This window comes from Mesorhizobium sp. J8 (genome assembly GCF_016591715.1).
Classification (GTDB): Bacteria; Pseudomonadota; Alphaproteobacteria; order Rhizobiales; family Rhizobiaceae; genus Mesorhizobium.
Map to the genome: position 1 here is coordinate 2,387,378 of NZ_AP024109.1, position 19,805 is coordinate 2,407,182.

Sequence of the window (19,805 nt, forward strand, 5' to 3'; positions counted from 1 at the left end):
TGTCATGAGCCTCGACAACAGGCCAATCTACACCGGCGGCTGCCAGTGCGGCGCCGTGCGCTTCCGCGTCGAGGGCGCGCTGGGCGACGCCTCGGTCTGCCATTGCCGCATGTGCCAGAAGGCGAGCGGCAATTTCTATCTGCCGCTGGTTTCGGTGCGCGGCGCCACGCTCGACTGGACGCGCGGCGAGCCGAAGCGCTTCCGTTCGTCCAACGCCGCCTGGCGCGGCTTCTGCGCCGAATGCGGCACGCCGCTGACCTTCGAGGCGCCCGACGGTATCGCGCTGGCGATCGCCGCCTTCGACGACCCGACCGGCATCGCGCCCACCATCCAATGGGGTGTGGAGGCGAAGCTTCCCTATGTCGATGGCATTCCGAAACTGCCGTCAGAGGAGACGATGGAAGATGTCTCGTCGGCGCCGTATCTCGCCGAGCTCGTCTCCTATCAGCATCCCGATCACGACACCGATCAATGGCCGCCGGAGGAAAGACCATGACCGATGAAGTTCGAACCGGCGGCTGCCAGTGCGGCGCCGTGCGTTTCCGCGTCCACGGCAAGCTTGGGCGCCCGTCCATCTGCCATTGCCGCATGTGCCAGAAACAGTTCGGCAATTTCTTCGGCGCGCTGGTGACGGTGCCGAAGGACGGCGTCGAATGGACCCATGAGGAACCGAGCTATTTCCAGTCCTCGGTCAATATCGACCGTGGCTTCTGTGCCCGCTGTGGCACGCCGCTGACTTATCGCCAGCCCGGCGCGCTGGAGATCGCCATCGGCGCCTTCGACGACCGCTCCGACCTCGCGCCGCAGATCCAGGTGAACTACGCCGTGAGGCTGCCCTGGGTGGAGAAGATCTTCGAGGCGCCGATCCTCGACGATCCCGACTTCTATAGGCGGCAGGAGCAGATCATCTCCTTCCAGCATCCCGATCACGAGACGGCCAACTGGCCGCAGCAGGGCTTGAAACTATGACGATCCAAGGCAGTTCCTTGCGCTCGCTATATCCCGAGATCGAGCCGTTCGAGTCGGGCATGCTCGATGTCGGCGACGGCCACACCGTCTACTGGGAACGCTGCGGCACCAGGGGCGCCAAGCCCGCCGTGTTCCTGCATGGCGGCCCGGGCGGCACCATCTCGCCGAAACACCGGCGGCTGTTCGACCCGAAGCTCTACGACGTCGTCCTGTTCGACCAGCGCGGCTGCGGCAAGTCGACGCCCAACGCTTCGCTCGAGGCCAACACCACCTGGCACCTCGTCGCCGATATCGAGCGGCTGCGCGAGATGGCTGGCTTCGACAAATGGCTTGTCTTCGGCGGTTCCTGGGGCTCGACGCTGGCGCTCGCCTATGCCGAGACGCATCCGGAGCGCGTCAGCGAGCTCATCGTGCGCGGCATCTATACGCTCACCCGCGCCGAGCTCGAATGGTATTACCAGTTCGGCGTCTCGGAGATGTTTCCCGACAAGTGGGAGCGGTTCGTGGCGCCGATCCCGCAAGCCGAGCGCGGCGATATGATGGCGGCGTACCGCAAGCGGCTGGTCGACTCCGACCGCAAGGCGCAGGTGGAAGCCGCCCGCGCCTGGAGCATCTGGGAGGGCGAGACGATCACGCTGCTTCCCGAACCCGAGACCAGTGACCCGTTCGCCCAGGACGACTATGCGATCGCTTTTGCCCGCATCGAGAACCATTACTTCGTCCACGCCGGCTGGCTGGAGGAAGGGCAGCTTTTGCGCGACGCCTGGAAGCTGAAGGACATTCCCGGCACCATCGTCCACGGCCGCTACGACATGCCGTGCCCGGCGAAATATGCCTGGGCGCTGCACAAGGCTTGGCCGAGGGCGGATTTCCACCTCATCGAAGGGGCAGGGCACGCCTATTCCGAGCCGGGCATTCTGGATCGGCTGATCCGGGCGACGGATAAATTTGCAGGGAAATAGTAATGCACGTTCGCGCTCCACAGTGAAGGAGCGCGGCATTTCGAGCTACTGCCATGACAAAGCAACGCCTCTACCTCTTCGACACCACCCTTCGCGATGGCCAGCAGACGCCGGGCATCGACTTTTCCGTCGAGGACAAGATCGCGATCGCGAAGCTGCTCGATGAGTTCGGCATCGATTATGTCGAGGGCGGGTATCCGGGCGCCAACCCGACCGACACCGTCTTCTTCCAGAAGAAGCGGACGGAGAGCGCGAAATTCGTCGCCTTCGGGATGACCAAGCGGGCGGGAGTCTCGGCTTCCAACGACCCCGGGCTGGCGGCGCTCGCGCAGTCGAAATCCGACGCCATCTGCTTCGTCGCCAAGAGCTGGGACTATCATGTCCGCGTCGCGCTCGGCTGCACCAATAAGGAGAATCTGGAGTCGATCAAGACCTCGGTCGAGACGGCCGTCGCTGCCGGCAAGGAGGCGATGGTCGACTGCGAGCATTTCTTCGACGGGTTCAAGGCCAATCCGGCCTACGCGCTGGCTTGCGCCAAAATCGCCTATGAAGCCGGCGCGCGCTGGGTGGTGCTGTGCGACACCAATGGCGGCACGCAGCCTTCGGAAGTGCGCGAAATCGTCGGCAAGGTCATCGCCGCCGGTATCCCTGGCGACCATCTCGGCATCCACGCCCATGACGACACCGGCCAGGCGGTGGCCAATTCTCTGGCCGCCGTTGAGGCTGGCGTGCGCCAGATCCAGGGCACGCTGAACGGCATCGGCGAGCGCTGCGGCAACGCCAACCTCATCACCATCATCCCGACGCTAGCGCTGAAGCCGGCCTTCGCTGATCGCTTCGAAACCGGCATTTCTGCCGAGGATCTGACCGGAATATCCAGGCTTTCCCGCGCCTTCGACGAATTGCTCAACCGCGCGCCGGAAGCGCAGGCGCCCTATGTCGGCTCCTCCGCCTTCGCCACCAAGGCCGGCATCCATGCCTCGGCTTTAGCCAAGGAGCCGGCGACGTATGAGCATGTGCCGCCGGAAGCCGTCGGCAACCGCCGCCGCGTCATGGTATCCGACCAGGGCGGCAAGGCCAATTTCCTCGCCGAGCTGAAACGGCGCGGCATCGAGGTGCCGAAGGACGATCACCGGCTCGACTCCCTGATCGCCGTCGTCAAGGAGCGCGAGGCCGAGGGCTACGCCTATGAAGGAGCCGACGCGTCCTTCGAGCTGCTTGCCCGCAAGACGCTGCACGGACTGCCGGAGTTTTTCAACGTCACCTCCTTCCGCTGCATGGTCGAGCGCCGCTTCGACGCCAACGGAAATCTCAAGACGGTGTCCGAAGCGATCGTGAAGGTCGAGGTCGACGGCGAGGAGAAGATGTCGGTGGCCGAAGGTCACGGCCCGGTCAACGCGCTCGACATCGCGCTGCGCAAGGACTTGGGCAAATACCAGAGCGAGATCGTCGATCTCGAGCTCGCCGACTTCAAGGTGCGTATCCTTAATGGCGGCACCGAGGCCATCACCCGCGTTCTGGTCGAATCGCACGATTCCACCGGCGCCCGCTGGTGGACGGTCGGCGTGTCGGAGAACATCATCGACGCCTCCTTCCAGGCGCTGATGGATTCGATCGTCTACAAATTGATGAAGAACCGCGAAATGGCGGGGCTGGTGGCGGCGGAGTAGGGCTCCTTCCCTCGCCCCGCAAAGCGGGGGCGAAAGAAACAGTGCCCCCTTGAACCATCACCAAAAGTCCGTTGATCCATCATAATTTTGTGATGGTCTTGGGCGGTCCGCTGGGCCATAGCGTTGGGCCATGGTCACCGCTACAGCCGATCTCGATCAAGACGCCAAGGGCCGCCGTGGCTTCCTTCTGGCGCTTGGCGCCTATTTCCTCTGGGGGCTCCTGCCCTTCTACATGAAGGCGGTTGCGCATCTGCCGCTTGCCGAGGTGATCGCCAACCGCGTCGTCTGGTCGGTGCCGATCGCGGCGGCGGTGCTCATCTGGGCCGGCCGCACCGCCGACTTCAAGGCGGCGATCCGCTCGCCCAAGAGCCTTGCCATGGCCGCGCTGACGGCGATTCTGATCTCGATCAACTGGGGCATCTATGTCTGGGCTATCGCGGTCGGCCGCACCGTCGAGACGGCGCTCGGCTATTACATCAATCCGCTGGTGGTCATCGTCGTCGGGGCGGTGCTGCTCGGCGAGCGGCTCGACCGATTGCAGATCGTCGCGGTGGCGCTGGCGGCGATCGCCGTGACGGTGCTCACCGTCGAGGCCGGCAAGCTGCCCTGGGTGTCGCTGGCGCTCGCCTTTTCCTTCGCTGCCTACGGCTTCTTCCGCAAGACGCTGCCGATCGGCCCGAGCCAGGGTTTCCTCCTCGAGGTCCTGCTGCTGTCGGTGCCGGCGCTCTGCTATATCGTCTACCTGGTCGCCACCGGCCAGGACCATTTCATATCCAGCACCGGTTCCGACACCGCGCTGCTGATCGGCTGCGGCCCGATCACCGCGGTGCCGCTGCTGCTGTTTGCCTTCGGCGCCAGGCTGCTGCGCCTGTCCACCATCGGCATCATGCAATATATCGCGCCGACCATGGTGTTCCTGATCGCCGTGCTCGTCTTCGACGAACCGTTCGGCACGACGCAGGCGATCGCCTTCGCGCTGATCTGGACGGCGCTGGCAATGTACAGCTGGTCGATGTTTCGTGGCCGAGAGGTTCGCCCGGCACCCGCAACAAGATAGGCGGGTGGGCAGCGGGTTTCCGTCTGAGCTTGCATTGAGCAGGGAAGGGGCGTCTGATGTACGTTCTGCATATCGGCAACAAGAACTATTCGTCCTGGTCGCTGCGGCCATGGCTGCTGATGCGCGCCCTCGACATTCCCTTCGAGGAGCGGCTGACACCATTCCCGAGCGGACCGAGTTTCGACCTCTACCGGCAATTCTCGCCAAATGGACGCGTGCCCTGCCTGGTCGATGACGGCTGGGCGGTCTGGGATTCGCTATCGATCGTCGAATACCTTGCCGAACGCCACAAGGGCGTCTGGCCGGCTGACGCCAGGGCGCGCGCCTGGGCGCGTTCTGCCGTTGCCGAGATGCATTCGAGCTTCACCGCGATGCGTAACGACTGCCCGATGAACTGCGGCGTCCGCGTCGCACCATTACCGATGTCCGACGCGCTGAAGCACGACATCTTCCGCATGGGAGATCTATGGAACGATGGCCTTGCGCGTTTCGGCGGACCTTTCCTGGCCGGCGACCGCTTCGGCGCGGTCGATGCCTTCTTCGCTCCCATCGCATTCAGAGCGCAGTCCTATGGTTTGACTTTCGAAGGTGAAGCGGGCGCCTATCCGCGGCGTCTGCTCGACTTGCCGGCAATGCGCGAATGGTACGCGGCCGGACTTGCCGAGACCTGGCGCGAACCCGGCCACGAAGCCGAAGTCCGGGCAGCGGGCACGATCGTCGAGGATCTGCGGGCAAACGCGTAGGCCCGATTGCCTCAGACGCGCCCCAGCCGCCGCACGACCATATAAACGATCGCCGCGATGACGACCGAGATCATCGTCACCACCCAAAAGCCGTGCGGCGTGTCGACCAGCGGCAATCCGCCGACATTCATGCCGAACAGGCCGGAGATGATGGTCATCGGCAACAGCACCGCCGTCATGACGGAAAGGATATAGAGCAGCTGATTCGATTGTTCGGTGAGCTTCGCCATCAGCTCGTCCTGCAATAGGCGCGTGCGCGCCTGCAACTGCTCGCCGTCGTGATGCAGCGTGTGTGCCCGGTGCGAGAGACGTGTCGCCATGTCGTTGATCGGGTCGGGAAGCTCATTGCGATGCGAATGGTCCAGGTGGCGGAAGAGGTTGGTGAGCGTCGCCATCTGCCGGTGGATGAGCACCAGCTGCCGTCGCGCGTCGACCAGCGCCTGGCGCTCATTGTGCCATGCATCGCAAACGATGCGGTCCTCGATGCCGTCGAGCGTGTCGCCCATCTTGTCGAGCTCGGCCGCCATGCCGTCGAGCGACTGGCCCATCACCGCCTCGATCAGCTCGGCCGGCGTGCGGAATTTGCGCGTGCCGCTCTCCACCAGCTTGCGGATCTTGTCGACCGATTCCAGCGGCTGCTTGCGGGCGCCGACCAGCATCCGGTCGTTGAAGGCGAACCGGAAATGGGTAAGCCCGCGCGCCTCGGCGAAATCGTGCCTGAGGTCGGGCAGGTCGCCATAGAGGAAGTCGTCCTCGAAATCGATCTGGCAGCCATGGCTGGGCGACAGGAAGGCGTCGCGCACCGGCGCCGGCAGGGCCTGGTCGGCGCCGATCTCCTGGCGGGCGCGCATGTCGGTGATCTGGTAGCTGCGCCAGCTCCAATGCGCCTCGGCGGGATCCTTGGTGCGGGAACCGTCGGCCTTGAAATGATAGATGAAGAACAGCCCATGCTCGTCCGGCAGATAGGGCGAGAGATCGGTGCCTTCGGCGGGGAGGGCGATGTTCATGGCGGCTTCGCCGGGTCTTGATGCGGTCGGGGTCGCGGGGGCGGCCAAGCCCTGTTTCTAGCATGCGCCAGCCGTGTGGGTGTGACAGTTCGATGACGGCTGGCGCCCGCGGTCTCAGGTTCCTGATTTCATGCGTCTCAAAAAATTCTTCCGCGGCCCGGGAATAAACCCCGGGCCTTCCGGGTCTTGGCTGTAGCGAGGCCATCCTCCCACGGCACGCGTCAACCAACCCGGAAGGGCTACGCATATGTACAGAACCGTCTTTACCGCTCTCACCATCCTTCTTGTCACCGGCAGCGCCTTCGCCGGCAGCGAGCGCTTCCCGTGGGCGAATGGCGGCCAGCAGGCCGTCGCCATCGACGCCACCACCACCGCTTCCATCATGAAGCTGGACATGGACCGCCATGACATGAAGCCGGTGGCCAAGATCGCTGCGGAAGAGCCCGGCCAGGGCATCTGGGGTCGCTGAGCAGGCGGAACCGAAAGGTTCTCGTCCAGGAGGTCAGCAGTTGAAGGCTTCGGTTCCGGCAGGGATGGCACGCCCTCGCCGTAACCAGGCCAGAGACGCTGATCTCCTCGGCGCCAGCCGGCCTTCAGTCGGATCGGCCGGCTCCGGCTTCCGCAGCCGGCGGAGGGCAGCACCGGGCCCTCCGCCATTTTCTGTCGCATCGCCTGAACTGCAGCCACTCACAGCCATGAAGAGGAGATTTCTGATGTTCAACATGACACGCCGCATGGTGCTCGGATCCGCCGCCGCCGCTGCCGCCTTCGGCATCGCCGGCAAGCTGGAATTCGCGCCCGCGGCTTACGCCGAAACCCCGGTCGAGCCGCTGGTCGGTTTCTATAAATACAAGGTCGGCTCGCTCGAGGTCACCGCCGTCTATGACGGCATCTGGCGCAAGCCCCATGACCCGGCCTTCATCAAGGACGTGTCGGTCGAGGAGACCAAGGCGGCACTCGCCAAGGCGGGGCTGACCACCGAGTTCATGCCGATCCCGCTCACCGTCGTGGTACTCAAGATGAACGGTCGCACCATCATGATGGACGCCGGTTCTGGCGTCGGCCAGTGGCAGGCCAATGCCACGCACCTGCCGGCCAACATGAAGGCCGCCGGCATCGACTACAAGGCGATCGACACCATCATGATCTCGCATTTCCATCCGGACCATGTCTGGGGCCTGATGGAGAAGGGCACCAACGCGCCGGTGTTCCCGAATGCCGAGCTCATCGTCAACGCCACCGAGTACAATTGGTGGACGGACCCGAGCCGCCTCGCCAAGCTGCCCGAGGGCCGCAAGCCGGCGGGCAAGCGCATCGCCGAGAACTTCCCGAAATGGAAGAACTGGAGGCTGGTCGACGACGGTGCGGAAGTGGTGCCCGGCATCCGCCTCATGGCGGCGCCCGGCCACACGCCTGGACATTCCGTCTACCATGTCGATGCCGGCTCGGAGCAGTTCCTCGTCTCAGCCGACACCATGTACGTCCCGGCGCTGCTCGCCCCGCATCCCGAATGGCAGGGCAGCTACGACCAGGACGGTCCGATGGCGATCGCCACGCGCCACCGGATCATCGACCAGGTGATCGCCGACAATGTCCGCATCTGCGGTTCGCACTTCCCGTTTCCCGGCACAGGCAGCTTCGTCAAGGACGGCAACGCCTACGCCTTCACCCCAACCCAGATCTGATCTCGAATCGGATCTTAAACAGAAAGCGACAACTCAAATGAAACACGCACTTTTCGCGGTGCTCGGCGCCATTGCGGTCTTGACCGCGGCCCCGATCGCCATCGCCGTTCCGGCCTATGCCGTGGACGACATCGAAGGCGCCGACGCGCCGGACCTGACGGCCGTCAAGGCCAAGATCGAGGCCAAGGACTACAAGGGCGCGCTGGCCGACCTGCGCGACCTCGCGCAGGACACCCAGCAGGCCGACGTCTACAATCTGCTCGGCTTCACGCTGCGCAAGACCGGCGACTACCAGACTTCGCTCACATACTACACCAAGGCGCTGGAACTGCAGCCCGACCACAAGGCCGCGCATGAATATCTGGGCGAGCTCTATGTCGAGACCGGCGACATGGCCAAGGCCAACGAGCAGTTGGCCTCGCTGCAAAAACTCTGCCCGTCGGGCTGCGAGCAGCTTTCCGACCTCAAGCAAGCCATCGACACCAAGGTGACGAAGTAGCACCGCCCGTTTCCTCGCCCCGCAAAGTGGGGAAAGGGTGGCCGCGAAGCGGCCGGAGAGGGGGCCCGGCGCTGACCTTGCCCCCCACAAGTAACGGCTTTTGGGCGCCACGGCGGTAGCGCCCGAAAACCGGAGCCGGCGTTCCTCTCCCTCGCGCCGGCTCCGACCTTTCAACATCGAGCAGCTGCGAGCGCGCGTCCATCGGCGTGGCGCCCCCGCTCATTCCAGGACGCGCGTTTCCAAAGATTGGAGCCGACGATGACACCGACCGAACTAGCCGAAAAGCTTCACGCCAGGGACGTGGTCCTGCTTGCGGGCCGCCTGCTTCTGTCCCTGATCTTCGTACACGAAGGATTGGAATTGGCGACCCATTTCGAAGGCGCTCAGAAGGCGATGGCGGCGCTCGGCGTCGGCACGCCGCTGCTTTTGGCCACCATCGCGCTGCAGCTTGGCGCCGGTCTTTCGGTCGCGCTCGGCATCCTCGCGCGGCTGGGCGCGATCGGGCTCGGCCTGTTCTGCCTGATGACGGCAAGCCTCTTCCACACCAATTTCGCCAGCCAGAACGAATTGCTGCATTTCGAGAAAGACCTCGCGATTGCCGGCGGCATGTTCATCCTCGCGCTCGCCGGTTCCGGCAGGCTGTCGGTGGACAGGGTGCTGGTCGGCCTCGTCAAGGACACCAAGATCGATCCGCCCATCGAGCAGCATCTGTCGGTGGGGGAGACGAGCCTGCCGGTTTGAGGCGAAGTCCGCCTTCACAACGCGCCCGTGATCCGGCCATCGGAGCGTCATGGACCCAATTATCTGACAAATCGGATGATAATGGACAGGCTCTGCTTGGTGCGGTAACACCGACCGGTTGTTGGCAAACCAAAATGGGCCGGACAAGTGGCAGGCAACCAGACCTCGTCGGTGACGGACGAGATTACCAACAGTCTCGGTCGTGAGATTCTCGGCGGGCTGTTTCCGCCCGGCGCGACCTTGCTTGGCGAGGAAGAGATTTGCGCCCGTTTCGGCGCCAGCCGCAGCGCCGCCCGCGAAGCGGTGAAGATCCTGTGGGCCAAGGGCCTGCTGCTCACCCGCCCGCGGCGCGGTTCGCGCATCCGGCCGCTGAAGGACTGGAATTTCCTGGACCCAGCGGTGCTGGGCTGGCTGCGCGCCAGCGCGACACCGCGCCAATTCATCATCGAGCTTCTGGAAGTGCGGTTGGGCTTCGAATGCGAGGCCGCGGCACTTGCCGCGGGCCGCAACGATCCAGACGAGATCGCCGCCATTCGCGAGGCCTTCGAGGCGATGCGCGCGGCATCCTTGGGCCAAGGCGATCCGGTGTCGTCGGATGCGGCTTTCCATGAAGCGGTGCTTGCCGCCACCGGCAACCGCTTCTTCCTGCCGCTCTCGGCGCTGATCCACACCGCGCTGCAATACAGCGTGCCGACCACCAACGCGCTGTTCGGTCACCCGGTCGGCGACCTCGACGCGCATGGCGAGGTGCTCAAGGCCATCGAGGCCGGCGATGCCGACAGGGCGCGCAAGGCCATGCACGACATGCTGAGCGAGGTGCTCGCCCGGGTGCGCGGCGCCGTCGAGCTGACAGGCGCCGCTTGAGCCAGTCAGGCAGGCGCGCCGTCACCAACCGGTGCCCGGCAGCATTGGCGCTCAGGCCGCCGCTGGCCGTCTCGGCTTTCGCAGGTTCTTGACGCCGGCCATCTCGACGAAATTGGTCGCCGACTCCCAGAGATAGTCGCCATAGAGGAAGGGCGCGAAGTCGCTGGCGCCCTTGATCGGCAGCGGCGCGATCTCGGCGTCGACGCGCGGCTCGTAGAAGAAGGGGATGGAGTAGCGCGCCGTCTTCGGCGCGATCACGCGGTGGCGTGTCGCCTGCACCACGCCGCCTGTCCAGCGCTCCAGCAACTGCCCGAAATTCACCGCCAGCGTGCCGTCGGCGGGCGGCACGTCGATCCATTCGCCGGCATGGTTCCTGGCCTGCAGGCCTTCGACGCCGTCCTGCGCCAACAGTGTCACGAAGCCTGAATCGGCATGCTCGCGGCCGATCACCAGCCGTCGCTCGCCCTTGTGCATGACCGAATATTCGGGCTTCGACAGGTCGACCGCGCCGTCCTCGGTGCGCAGCGGATAGCGGATCAGCCTGAGCGTCGAGATGCCGCCCTGGAAATGGCCGTCGAAAATGTCGTCCTCGAGCCCGAGGCTGCGCGCGATCGAGGCCATCAGCGCCGCGCCGACCTTTTCCATCGAGCGATAGTAATGCGCTGCCGCCGCCTTCCATCCCGGAACATCGCTTTCGGCCGGCAGCGGCGTGCGCTCCAGCAGCGGATCGTCGGCTGCGAATTCGGCGTCGGCATGGGCGATGTCCGGCCCCATGTCGATGCCTTCCTTGTAAGATATGGCGGTCGGCTGCAGCGGGAACCAGCCGCGATAATAGTTCGATTTCGACGGGTCGAAATTCCAGCGCAGCAGCTTCTCTTTCTCCGCGTCCGGCAGCTCGAAGATCTTCAGGAGCTCGCCGCGCCGCTGGCGCGTCAGAAGCTCCGCGCCCGGAAAACCGCGCACGGTCATGAAACCGATGCCGGAGGCAGCAGCGAAGATCTGGCGGTCGGCTTCGTCGCGGGCAGGCGAGGGCGGGCCGAACAGCGGCGCGATGTCGATGGCGGGAATGGTCTCGCTCATCTCATGAGTCCTTGCAAGGGGTGCGAACCGGCATACCGCACTCAAAGCCATCGACAAGGGCGAGGCAAGACGCAAAGCCATGCGGACCTGCGCCTGGCCTATGATCGTGGGGGACGTGTCCTACACTGCCGTGGAGATTGCTTGCACCAGAGCAGAAAGGCGTCCCTGCGCCGTTGTTCGGGGCGATACTCTTGCGGAGGCTCAGCTCGCATGTTGAAACCTGCTGGCGCTAGTTCCAGCCCGGCCTCGGCACGTCGCCGCGTTCACATCTTTGCGAGCGGAAATTATGCCGGCCCCCGTCTATTGCGGCACTCAATCGGTGTTGCGCAGCCGCACCCGGCAAACCGTTGCATGCTGTCGACATGTCCTCGTAAGGCCTTGTCGCCACTTGTATAAAGCCGGCGATCTCCTCCAATTCACCGCACGAATTGGCAGCGGAATCGTGCCGGGCGTTTCTCGTTATTTGAAACAGTAACAAGACCTAACCCATTAAATTCATTACAGGAATTTAATGTATACCGGAATTGCGCGCAAAAATTTGCCTGCCTATGCTGCGGCCAAATCCCGCCCGGGCGACGGCTTTGGCACGCCGGTGCGGTGAGCTGGCAAAGCTGCAGGCGCCTCCCTGATGCGGCTCGAAGGACAGGTGACAGAAGTGGACGACGAAGTCGTCAGTCGGCGCAAGCGCCGCAACGTGCCAGCGCCCCCCAGCGAGCCCCTGACCGAGGTCCGGCCGGTGGCCGTGCGCCGGTCGCGGCGCGGCTGGATCGTTGCGCTGCTCCTCGTTCTGACGGCGGCCGGCGTCGCGTTCTGGCTGCATCCCGTTCAGGTCCGGCAGGAAGCCGGCCACCGTGGCGGCGGCCGTTTCCGTGGCGGTGGCGATCTCGCGCAGCCGGTTGCCGTGGCGCCGGTGACGAAGGCCGATATCCCGATCGTGCTCGAGGCGCTGGGCACGGTCACGCCGCTTTCGGCCGTCACCGTGCGCGCGCAGGTCAGCGGCCAGATCACGCAGATCGCCTTCACCGAGGGCCAGAACGTCAAGAAGGGTGACTTCCTCGCCCAGATCGACGACCGCACGCTGACCGCCTCGCTGCATCAGTGGCAGGGCCAGCTCGAGCACGACCAGGCGCTGCTTGCCGATGCCAAGCTCGACCTCGACCGCGACCTGAAGCTCACCTCCAACGCCATCACCCAGCAGGCGGTCGACCTGCAGCGCGCCACCGTTCAATCCGACGAGGGGACCGTAGTGTCCGACCAGGCGCAGATCGAGGCCGTGCAGGTCAACATCGCCAACAGCCATATCACCGCGCCCGCCGACGGCCGCATCGGCCTTCGCCTCGTCGACCAGGGTAACTATGTGACGCCGGGCGACAGCACTGGCATTGCGGTGATCGCCGAGATGCAGCCGATCTCGGTGCTGTTCTCGCTGCCCGAGGACAGCCTGGCGCAAGTGCTGGAGCAGACGCATGGCAATACCGGGCTCAAGGCCACTCTGTTCGACCGCAACGACACCAAGCAGATCGCCGAAGGCACGCTGCAGACGATCGACAATCAGATCGATCCGACCACCGGCACGGTGAAGCTGCGCGCCGTTTTTCCCAACGCCGACGGCGCGCTCTATCCCAACCAGTTCGTCAACGTGCATCTGCTTGTACGCACGCTGACCGGCGTCAGCGTGCTGCCCAATGCGGCCATCCAGCACGGCGCGCCGGGCACCTTCGTTTATCAGCTAAACGACGACAGCACCGTTTCCGTGAAGACCGTTACGCTCGGGCCAGGCAACGCCACCGTCACGCAATTGCTCTCCGGTCTGGCGCCCGGCGCCAAGGTCGTGGTCGACGGCGTCGACCGGCTGAAGGACGGCGCCAAGGTCACCGTGCCCGACAATAGCGCCGCGCCGGCCGTCGGCGCCACGACTTCGCAGCCGCAAGCCGGCTCGGGCAGCGCGGCCGGCGGAGCTCCGCCCGTCGCTGCCGGCAACACCGCAACCACCAATTCCGGCGGCGCTCCCGCAGCCTCCAACGGCCAAGGCAACGGTTCGGCAGGCGAGGGCCCGGGTGCATCGGGCGACACGTCAGGCCAAAAGCATCACCGCCGCCACGACGGCAATGGCCGCCGCCGCAACGGCAATGCAGGCGCTGCAGGCGATGGCGGCGGCGGCTCCGGCGAAGGCCAATGAACACGCCCGGCGGTCTCGTTTCCGGCTGGCTGAACCCGTCACGGCCGTTCATCCTGCGGCCGGTGGCGACCACCCTGATCATGGCCACCATCTTGATCGTCGGCATGATCGCCTATCTGTTCCTGCCGCTCTCGGCCCTGCCGGAGGTCGACTACCCGACGATCCAGGTGCAGACCTTCTATCCCGGCGCCAGCCCCGAGGTGATGACGACCTCGGTCACGGCGCCGCTGGAACGCCAGTTCGGCCAGATGCCAGGGCTGGAGCAGATGTCGTCCGGCTCCTCCGCCGGCGCCTCGGTGATCACGTTGCGCTTCAGCCTCGACCTCAGCCTCGACATCGCCGAGCAGGAGGTGCAGGCGGCGATCAACGCATCGGGCAATCTCCTGCCGGCCGACCTGCCGGCACCGCCGATCTACGCCAAGGTCAATCCCGCCGACGCGCCGATCCTGATCTTGGCAATCACCTCTGGCACGCTGCCGCTGACGCAGGTCGAGAACTATGCCGAGACGCGGCTGGCGCAGAAGATCTCGCAGCTTCCCGGCGTCGGCCTCGTCTCGATCAGTGGCGGCGAGCGGCCGGCCGTGCGCGTGCAGGTCAAGCTCAAGGCGCTCGCCGCCATGGGCCTCAACATCGACGACCTGCGCACCACCATCGGCACGCTCAACGTCAACACGCCGAAGGGCAGCTTCGACGGGCCGGCGCGCTCCTACACCATCAACGCCAACGACCAAGTCGCCGATCCTAAGACCTATGCCGACATGGTCATCGCCTATCGCAACGGCGCGCCGGTGCGGTTGGGCGAGGTGGCCGACATCGTCGAAGGGCCTGAAAATTCGAGGCTGGGCGCCTGGGAGAACCGCACGCCGGCGATCATCCTCAACATCCAGCGCCAGCCGGGCGCCAACGTCATCCGCGTCGTCGACGGCGTGAAGGCGTTGCTGCCGCAGTTGCGCGCCGGCCTGCCGGCAGCGCTTAGCGTCGAGCCGCTGACCGACCGCACCACCACTATCCGCGCCTCGGTCGACGACGTCGAGTTCGAGCTGGCGATGGCGGCGCTTCTCGTCGTGCTCGTCACCTTCCTGTTCCTGCGCAACATCCCGGCGACGATCATCCCGAGCCTTTCGGTGCCGCTGTCCCTGGTCGGCACCTTCGCGGTCATGTATCTGTGGGGCTTCAGCCTCGACAATCTGTCCTTGATGGCGCTGACGATCGCTTCCGGCTTCGTCATCGACGACGCCATCGTCATGATCGAGAACATTTCGCGCTTCATCGAGCATGGCGACGACCCGGTAACCGCCGCGCTCGAAGGCTCGGCCCAGATCGGCTTCACCATCATCTCGCTCACCGTCTCGCTGATCGCGGTGCTGATCCCGCTTCTGTTCATGGGCGACGTCGTCGGCCGCCTGTTCCACGAATTCGCCATCACCTTGGCCATCGCCATCGTCATCTCGGCCATCGTCTCGCTGACGCTGGTGCCGATGCTGTGCGCCAGGCTTTTGAAGCCGCCGGCCGAGCGCAGACCGGGGGCGCTGGCGCGCTGGAGCGAAGGCGCGTTCGATGCGGTTGCGAACGGCTATGCCGCGGCGCTGCGTTGGGTGCTCGACCGCCAGGCGCTGACATTGCTGGTGGCGGTCGCGACGCTGGCGCTCACCATCTATCTCTACGACGTCATCCCCAAGGGTTTCTTCCCGGTACAGGACACCGGCGCCATCTCCGCCATCACTCAAGCCGCAGGCTCGGCCTCCTATGCCGACATGGCGGCGCACCAGCAGGCGCTGGCCGATGCGATCCTCAAGGACCCCGATGTCGCCAGCCTGTCGTCCTTCATCGGCGTCGACGGCCAGAACATGACCGCCAACAGCGGCCATATGCTGATCAACCTGAAGCCGCGCGACGAGCGCAAGGATGACGCCAGCGCTATCATTCGGCGGCTGGCGCGGGAGACTGCCGGCGTCACCGGGATCTCGCTGCACATGCAGCCGGTGCAGGACCTGACGGTCGATTCCACGATCAGCGCTTCGCAATACCAATATGTGCTGCAGGATTCCGATCCGGTCGAGCTCGCCGCATGGACGGCCAAGCTCACCGACAGGCTCTCGGCGCTGCCCGAGCTTGCCGACGTCGCGAGCGACAGCCAGCAGAGCGGGCTTGCCGTCGACGTCACCATCGACCGCTCCACCGCCGCGCGTTTCGGCATCACGCCGGCAACCGTCGACAACGCGCTTTACGACGCCTTCGGCCAGCGCATCATCTCGACCATCTTCACCCAGTCGAACGAATATCGCGTCATCCTCGAAGCCGATCCGTCGGTCGGCCAGGCGCCGGCTTCGCTCGGCTCGATCTATCTGCCGTCCTCGGGTTCCGGCCAGGTGCCGCTGTCGGCTATAGCCAGCATCAATGTCCGCCAGGCGCCGTTGCTGGTGAACCACCTGGCGCAATTCCCGGCAGCGACCATTTCCTTCAACCTCGCCCCTGGCGTCTCGCTCGGCGACGCCACCGCGGCCATCACCGCCGCCGAGAAGGACATGCAGCCGCCCGCCGGCCTGACCACCGGCTTCCAGGGTGCCGCGCTTGCGCTGCAGAGCTCGCTCTCCAACGAATTGCTTCTGGTCCTGGCGGCCGTCGCCACCGTCTATGTCGTGCTGGGCGTGCTCTATGAGAGCTTCATCCACCCGCTGACCATCCTCTCGACCCTGCCTTCGGCCACCGTCGGCGCGCTGGTCGCGCTGATGCTCGCCGGCCATGACCTCGACGTCATCGGCATCATCGGCATCGTGCTGCTCGTCGGCATCGTCAAGAAGAACGCCATCATGATGATCGACTTCGCGCTGCAGGCCGAGCGCCTGCAGGGGCTGGGTCCGCGCGAGGCGATCTACGAGGCGTGCCTGCTGAGGCTGCGCCCGATCCTGATGACGACGTTCGCCGCACTATTCGGTGCGCTGCCGCTGCTGGTCGGCGGCCTGGCCGGCTCCGAGCTGCACCAGCCGCTCGGCATCACCATCGTCGGCGGGCTGATCGTCAGCCAGGTGCTGACGCTGTTCACCACGCCGGTCATCTACCTTGCCTTCGACCGGCTGACGCGGCGCGGCGCCGGCGTCGCCGAAGCTTCCACCGGCGGGTCCGCGCCGTGAACCTCTCGGCGCCGTTCATCGCGCGTCCCGTCGCCACCACGCTGCTCGCGATCGGTCTGGCCGCGGCAGGGCTTATCGCCTATTTCAACCTGCCCGTGGCGCCGCTGCCCAAGGTCGATTTCCCCACCATCTCGGTCCAGGCCTCGATGGCGGGCGCCAGCCCCGACACGATGGCGACCGATGTCGCGGCACCGCTGGAGCGCCATCTCGGCCAGATCGCCGGCGTCTCCGAGATGACCTCGCGCTCGGGCACCGGCTCGACCAATGTCGTGTTGCAATTCGACCTCGACCGCGACATCAACGGCGCGGCGCGTGATGTCCAGGCGGCGATCAACGCCGCGCGCGCCGACCTGCCGTCGGACCTGCGCAGCAACCCGACCTATCGCAAATACAATCCCGCCGACTCGCCGGTGATGATCCTGGCGCTGACCTCGCGCACGCTCACCCCCGGCCAGCTCTACGACGCGGCCGCGACCGTGCTGCAGCAACGCCTGTCGCAGGTCGAGGGCATCGGCAATGTCGACCTCGGTGGCTCCTCGCTGCCGGCCGTGCGCGTCGAGCTCAATCCCGGCGCGCTGTTCCACTACGGCATCGGCCTGGAGGATGTGCGCGCGGCCCTTGCCTCGGCCAACGCCCGCAGCCCGAAAGGCTTCGAGGAAGACGGTGCGCTGCGCTACCAGCTCTACACCAACGACCAGGCGAGCCACGCCGCCGACTTCCGCGATCTGGTCATCGCCTGGCGCAACAATGCGGCGGTCAGGCTGCGCGACATCGCCGATGTCGAGGATTCCGTCGAGGACGTGCGCAATCTCGGCCTCGCCAATGGCGAGCCGGCGGTGCTCCTGGTGCTCTACCGCGAGCCCAACGCCAACATCATCGACACCGTCGACCGCGTGCGCGCTTTGATCCCGACGCTGCAGGCCTCGGTGCCGGCCGATGCGCGGCTCAGCATCGCGACCGACGGCTCGACCACCATCCGCGGCTCGTTGCACGACACCGAGCTGACTTTGGTGCTGGCGGTGCTGCTCGTCATCCTCGTCGTGTTCTGCTTCCTGCGCGACTGGCGCGCGGCATTGATCCCGAGCGTCGCGCTGGTCGTCTCGATCCTCGGCACTTTCGGGGCGATGTACCTGCTCGGCTTCACGCTCGACAATCTGTCGCTGATGGCGCTCACCATCGCCACCGGCTTCGTCGTCGACGATGCCATCGTGGTCTTGGAAAACATCACGCGCCATATCGAGGACGGCATGCCGCGCGGCAGGGCAGCACTCGTCGGCGCCAGGGAAGTCGGCTTCACAGTGCTCTCGATGAGCGCCTCGCTGGTCGCCGTCTTCCTGCCGATTCTCCTGATGGGCGGCATACTCGGCCGCCTGTTCCAGGAATTCGCCCTCACCTTGTCGCTGTCGATCGCGATTTCGCTGGTGCTGTCGCTGACGGTGACGCCGATGATGTGCGCGCATTTCCTTCGCCCGGGCGCGAACCCCTCGGCGAGGCGCTCGTTCCTCGCGCGCTTCGGCGAGGGCGTCTTCGAGCGCGTCCGCGCCTTCTATGGCCGTTCGCTTGCCTGGTCGCTCGACAATGCGGAAATCATGCTGGTGGTGCTTTTCGCGGCCATCGTCTTCAACGTCTACCTCTACACGGTGGTGCCGAAGGGCTTCTTTCCGCAGCAGGACACCGGCGAGCTGATGGGCGGCCTGCGCGCCGACCAGGCCATTTCCTTCCAGCTGATGCGGCAGAAATTCGAGCAGCTGGAAGCGATCCTCAAGAGCGATCCGGCGGTCGAGAACGTGGTCGGCTATATTGGCGGCCGGCAGACCAATTCCGGCTTCGTTCAGGTCGCGCTGAAGCCGAAGGGCGAGCGCGCGCCGCTGCAGGTCGTGTTGACGCGGCTGCGCGCGCAGCTCGGGCAATTGCCGGGCGCGCAGCTCTTCCTCAATCCGCGCCAGGAGATCAGGGTCGGCGGCCGCCAGAGCCTCGCGACCTATCAATACACGCTGCAGGCCGACACGACTGCCGATCTCGACCAATGGACACCGAAGCTGGTCGATCTGCTGAAGCAGGCGCCGGAACTCACCGACGTCAATTCCGACCGCGACGAGGCTGGGCTCGAAACCAACATCACGGTCGACCGCGCGAGCGCGGCGCGCCTCGGCCTGACCCCTGCCAGCATCGACGCCACCCTCTACGACGCCTTCGGCCAGCGCCAGGTGTCGACCATCTTCAACGCCCGCAACCAGTACCATGTCGTCATGGAGGTGGCGCCGCGCTATCTGCAGGATCCGAGCGCGCTGAACGGCATCTATGTCAGCACCTCGGGGGCAGCGGCCAGCGGCACGCAGCAGACCAACGCGCTGGCCGGCAGCCTGACGGGTTCGCTGCGGAACCAGGCGACCAACGCCATTGCCGTCACCGGCCATGGCAGCGCCTCCAGCGGCGCGGCGGTCAGCACCGCGGCCGAAAAAATGGTGCCCTTGGCTGCCTTCAGCACCTACGGCCCGGCGACCATGCCGCTCTCGGTCAGTCACCAGGGCCATTTCGTCGCCACGACGATCTCCTTCAATCTCGCCGATGGCGCGACGCTCGGCGACGCTTCCGCCGCGATCGATCGCGCCATGGCCGAGCTCAAGATGCCGGTCTCGATCCACGGTTCGCTGGCCGGCACGGCGCTCGCCTTCCGTGCCAATCTGCTCAACGAATTGCTTCTGATCGCCGCCGCCTTAGCCACGATCTATGTCGTGCTCGGCGTGCTCTACGAAAGCTACGTGCACCCGATCACGATCCTGTCGACGCTGCCCTCGGCGGGCATCGGCGCGCTCTTGGCGCTCATCGTCACCGGAATGGAGTTCGATGTGATCTCGCTGATCGGCATCATCCTTTTGATCGGCATCGTCAAGAAGAACGCCATCATGATGATCGACATGGCCTTGCAGGCAGAGCGGCTGGAAGGGCTCTCGTCCCGCGCGGCCATCCACAAGGCGAGCGTCCAGCGCTTCCGGCCGATCATGATGACGACTTTCGCCGCGCTGCTCGGCGCGCTGCCGCTGGCGCTCGAGACCGGCACCGGCGCGGAACTGCGCCAGCCGCTCGGCGCGGCGATCGTCGGTGGCCTCATCGTCTCGCAGCTCCTGACGCTCTACACCACGCCGGTCGTCTATCTCTATCTCGACCGGCTCAGCGCCCGCAGCCCGTCGCCCCGGCTCGCTCCGGCGGGGTAATCC

16 protein-coding genes are annotated in these 19,805 nt (G+C 65.5%); 14 read left to right on the forward strand and 2 right to left on the reverse strand.

What is annotated here, in order from left to right; all coding sequences use genetic code 11:
* Positions 1-4 precede the first annotated feature (4 nt).
* From MJ8_RS10965 to MJ8_RS10990, 6 genes are all read left to right on the forward strand, one after another.
* Positions 5-496 (forward strand): GFA family protein, encoded by a 492-nt coding sequence (locus MJ8_RS10965; RefSeq protein ID WP_201414381.1) that lies wholly within the window; start codon positions 5-7, stop codon positions 494-496.
* Entirely contained in the window at positions 493-969 is a 477-nt protein-coding gene (locus MJ8_RS10970; RefSeq protein ID WP_201414382.1) for a GFA family protein, read from the forward strand. The genes MJ8_RS10965 and MJ8_RS10970 overlap by 4 nt, the downstream gene beginning before the upstream one ends.
* The gene (pip, locus tag MJ8_RS10975) at positions 966-1,931 is read left to right on the forward strand and encodes a prolyl aminopeptidase (RefSeq protein WP_201414383.1); all 966 of its coding nucleotides are present in this window, start codon (positions 966-968) and stop codon (positions 1,929-1,931) included. The genes MJ8_RS10970 and pip overlap by 4 nt, the downstream gene beginning before the upstream one ends.
* Before the next feature lie 53 nt (positions 1,932-1,984).
* The gene (gene cimA, locus MJ8_RS10980) at positions 1,985-3,601 is read left to right on the forward strand and encodes a citramalate synthase (protein ID WP_201414384.1); all 1,617 of its coding nucleotides are present in this window, start codon (positions 1,985-1,987) and stop codon (positions 3,599-3,601) included.
* A gap of 130 nt (positions 3,602-3,731) precedes the next feature.
* Entirely contained in the window at positions 3,732-4,658 is a 927-nt protein-coding gene (gene rarD / locus MJ8_RS10985; protein WP_201414385.1) for an EamA family transporter RarD, read from the forward strand.
* A 56-nt stretch (positions 4,659-4,714) separates the two neighbouring features.
* Positions 4,715-5,401: a glutathione S-transferase family protein gene (locus tag MJ8_RS10990; RefSeq protein ID WP_201414386.1), complete on the forward strand. Its 687-nt coding sequence runs from the start codon at positions 4,715-4,717 to the stop codon at positions 5,399-5,401.
* An 11-nt stretch (positions 5,402-5,412) separates the two neighbouring features.
* On the opposite strand, the gene MJ8_RS10995 is transcribed toward MJ8_RS10990, so the two are convergent.
* Positions 5,413-6,408 (reverse strand): transporter, encoded by a 996-nt coding sequence (locus MJ8_RS10995; protein WP_201414387.1) that lies wholly within the window; start codon positions 6,406-6,408, stop codon positions 5,413-5,415.
* Between the two features lie 247 nt (positions 6,409-6,655).
* Between MJ8_RS10995 and MJ8_RS11000 the strand changes: the two genes are divergently transcribed.
* The 5 genes from MJ8_RS11000 to MJ8_RS11020 all read left to right on the forward strand — a co-directional run bounded on the left by MJ8_RS11000 (position 6,656) and on the right by MJ8_RS11020 (position 10,197).
* The gene (locus tag MJ8_RS11000) at positions 6,656-6,877 is read left to right on the forward strand and encodes a DUF680 domain-containing protein (protein WP_201414388.1); all 222 of its coding nucleotides are present in this window, start codon (positions 6,656-6,658) and stop codon (positions 6,875-6,877) included.
* A gap of 244 nt (positions 6,878-7,121) precedes the next feature.
* Positions 7,122-8,093, forward strand: a complete 972-nt coding sequence (locus MJ8_RS11005; protein WP_201414389.1) for an MBL fold metallo-hydrolase — start codon at positions 7,122-7,124, stop codon at positions 8,091-8,093.
* A gap of 37 nt (positions 8,094-8,130) precedes the next feature.
* A complete protein-coding gene (locus MJ8_RS11010; RefSeq protein WP_201414390.1) occupies positions 8,131-8,592 on the forward strand; it encodes a tetratricopeptide repeat protein in 462 nt (153 codons plus the stop codon).
* A 258-nt stretch (positions 8,593-8,850) separates the two neighbouring features.
* On the forward strand, positions 8,851-9,333 hold the full coding sequence (locus MJ8_RS11015) for a DoxX family protein (RefSeq protein WP_201414391.1): 483 nt from the start codon (positions 8,851-8,853) through the stop codon (positions 9,331-9,333).
* A gap of 147 nt (positions 9,334-9,480) precedes the next feature.
* Entirely contained in the window at positions 9,481-10,197 is a 717-nt protein-coding gene (locus tag MJ8_RS11020; protein WP_201414392.1) for a FadR/GntR family transcriptional regulator, read from the forward strand.
* A 51-nt stretch (positions 10,198-10,248) separates the two neighbouring features.
* Here MJ8_RS11020 and MJ8_RS11025 read toward each other — a convergent pair whose 3' ends face one another.
* The gene (locus tag MJ8_RS11025; protein ID WP_201414393.1) at positions 10,249-11,277 is read right to left on the reverse strand and encodes an isopenicillin N synthase family dioxygenase; all 1,029 of its coding nucleotides are present in this window, start codon (positions 11,275-11,277) and stop codon (positions 10,249-10,251) included.
* A gap of 655 nt (positions 11,278-11,932) precedes the next feature.
* On the opposite strand from MJ8_RS11025, the gene MJ8_RS11030 reads away from it, so the two are divergent.
* Genes MJ8_RS11030 through MJ8_RS11040 form a run of 3 tightly spaced genes read left to right on the forward strand, consistent with a single transcriptional unit; the run spans position 11,933 to position 19,802 of the window.
* A complete protein-coding gene (locus MJ8_RS11030) occupies positions 11,933-13,456 on the forward strand; it encodes an efflux RND transporter periplasmic adaptor subunit (RefSeq protein WP_225248221.1) in 1,524 nt (507 codons plus the stop codon).
* Positions 13,457-13,485: 29 nt separating this feature from the next.
* Positions 13,486-16,587, forward strand: a complete 3,102-nt coding sequence (locus MJ8_RS11035; RefSeq protein WP_318528218.1) for a multidrug efflux RND transporter permease subunit — start codon at positions 13,486-13,488, stop codon at positions 16,585-16,587.
* Positions 16,584-19,802: an efflux RND transporter permease subunit gene (locus tag MJ8_RS11040; RefSeq protein WP_201414396.1), complete on the forward strand. Its 3,219-nt coding sequence runs from the start codon at positions 16,584-16,586 to the stop codon at positions 19,800-19,802. The genes MJ8_RS11035 and MJ8_RS11040 overlap by 4 nt, the downstream gene beginning before the upstream one ends.
* Positions 19,803-19,805: the final 3 nt, after the last annotated feature.

Excerpts from the sequence above, each read along its gene's own strand:
- MJ8_RS11005 (WP_201414389.1), top strand. The coding sequence starts at position 7,122 with ATGTTCAACATGACACGCCGCATGGTGCTCGGATCCGCCGCCGCCGCT.
- MJ8_RS11025 (WP_201414393.1), bottom strand. The coding sequence starts at position 11,277 with ATGAGCGAGACCATTCCCGCCATCGACATCGCGCCGCTGTTCGGCCCG.
- rarD (WP_201414385.1), top strand. The coding sequence starts at position 3,732 with ATGGTCACCGCTACAGCCGATCTCGATCAAGACGCCAAGGGCCGCCGT.
- MJ8_RS10990 (WP_201414386.1), top strand. The coding sequence starts at position 4,715 with ATGTACGTTCTGCATATCGGCAACAAGAACTATTCGTCCTGGTCGCTG.
- cimA (WP_201414384.1), top strand. The coding sequence starts at position 1,985 with ATGACAAAGCAACGCCTCTACCTCTTCGACACCACCCTTCGCGATGGC.
- MJ8_RS10970 (WP_201414382.1), top strand. The coding sequence starts at position 493 with ATGACCGATGAAGTTCGAACCGGCGGCTGCCAGTGCGGCGCCGTGCGT.
- MJ8_RS11015 (WP_201414391.1), top strand. The coding sequence starts at position 8,851 with ATGACACCGACCGAACTAGCCGAAAAGCTTCACGCCAGGGACGTGGTC.
- MJ8_RS10995 (WP_201414387.1), bottom strand. The coding sequence starts at position 6,408 with ATGAACATCGCCCTCCCCGCCGAAGGCACCGATCTCTCGCCCTATCTG.
- pip (WP_201414383.1), top strand. The coding sequence starts at position 966 with ATGACGATCCAAGGCAGTTCCTTGCGCTCGCTATATCCCGAGATCGAG.
- MJ8_RS11000 (WP_201414388.1), top strand. The coding sequence starts at position 6,656 with ATGTACAGAACCGTCTTTACCGCTCTCACCATCCTTCTTGTCACCGGC.
- MJ8_RS11010 (WP_201414390.1), top strand. The coding sequence starts at position 8,131 with ATGAAACACGCACTTTTCGCGGTGCTCGGCGCCATTGCGGTCTTGACC.
- MJ8_RS10965 (WP_201414381.1), top strand. The coding sequence starts at position 5 with ATGAGCCTCGACAACAGGCCAATCTACACCGGCGGCTGCCAGTGCGGC.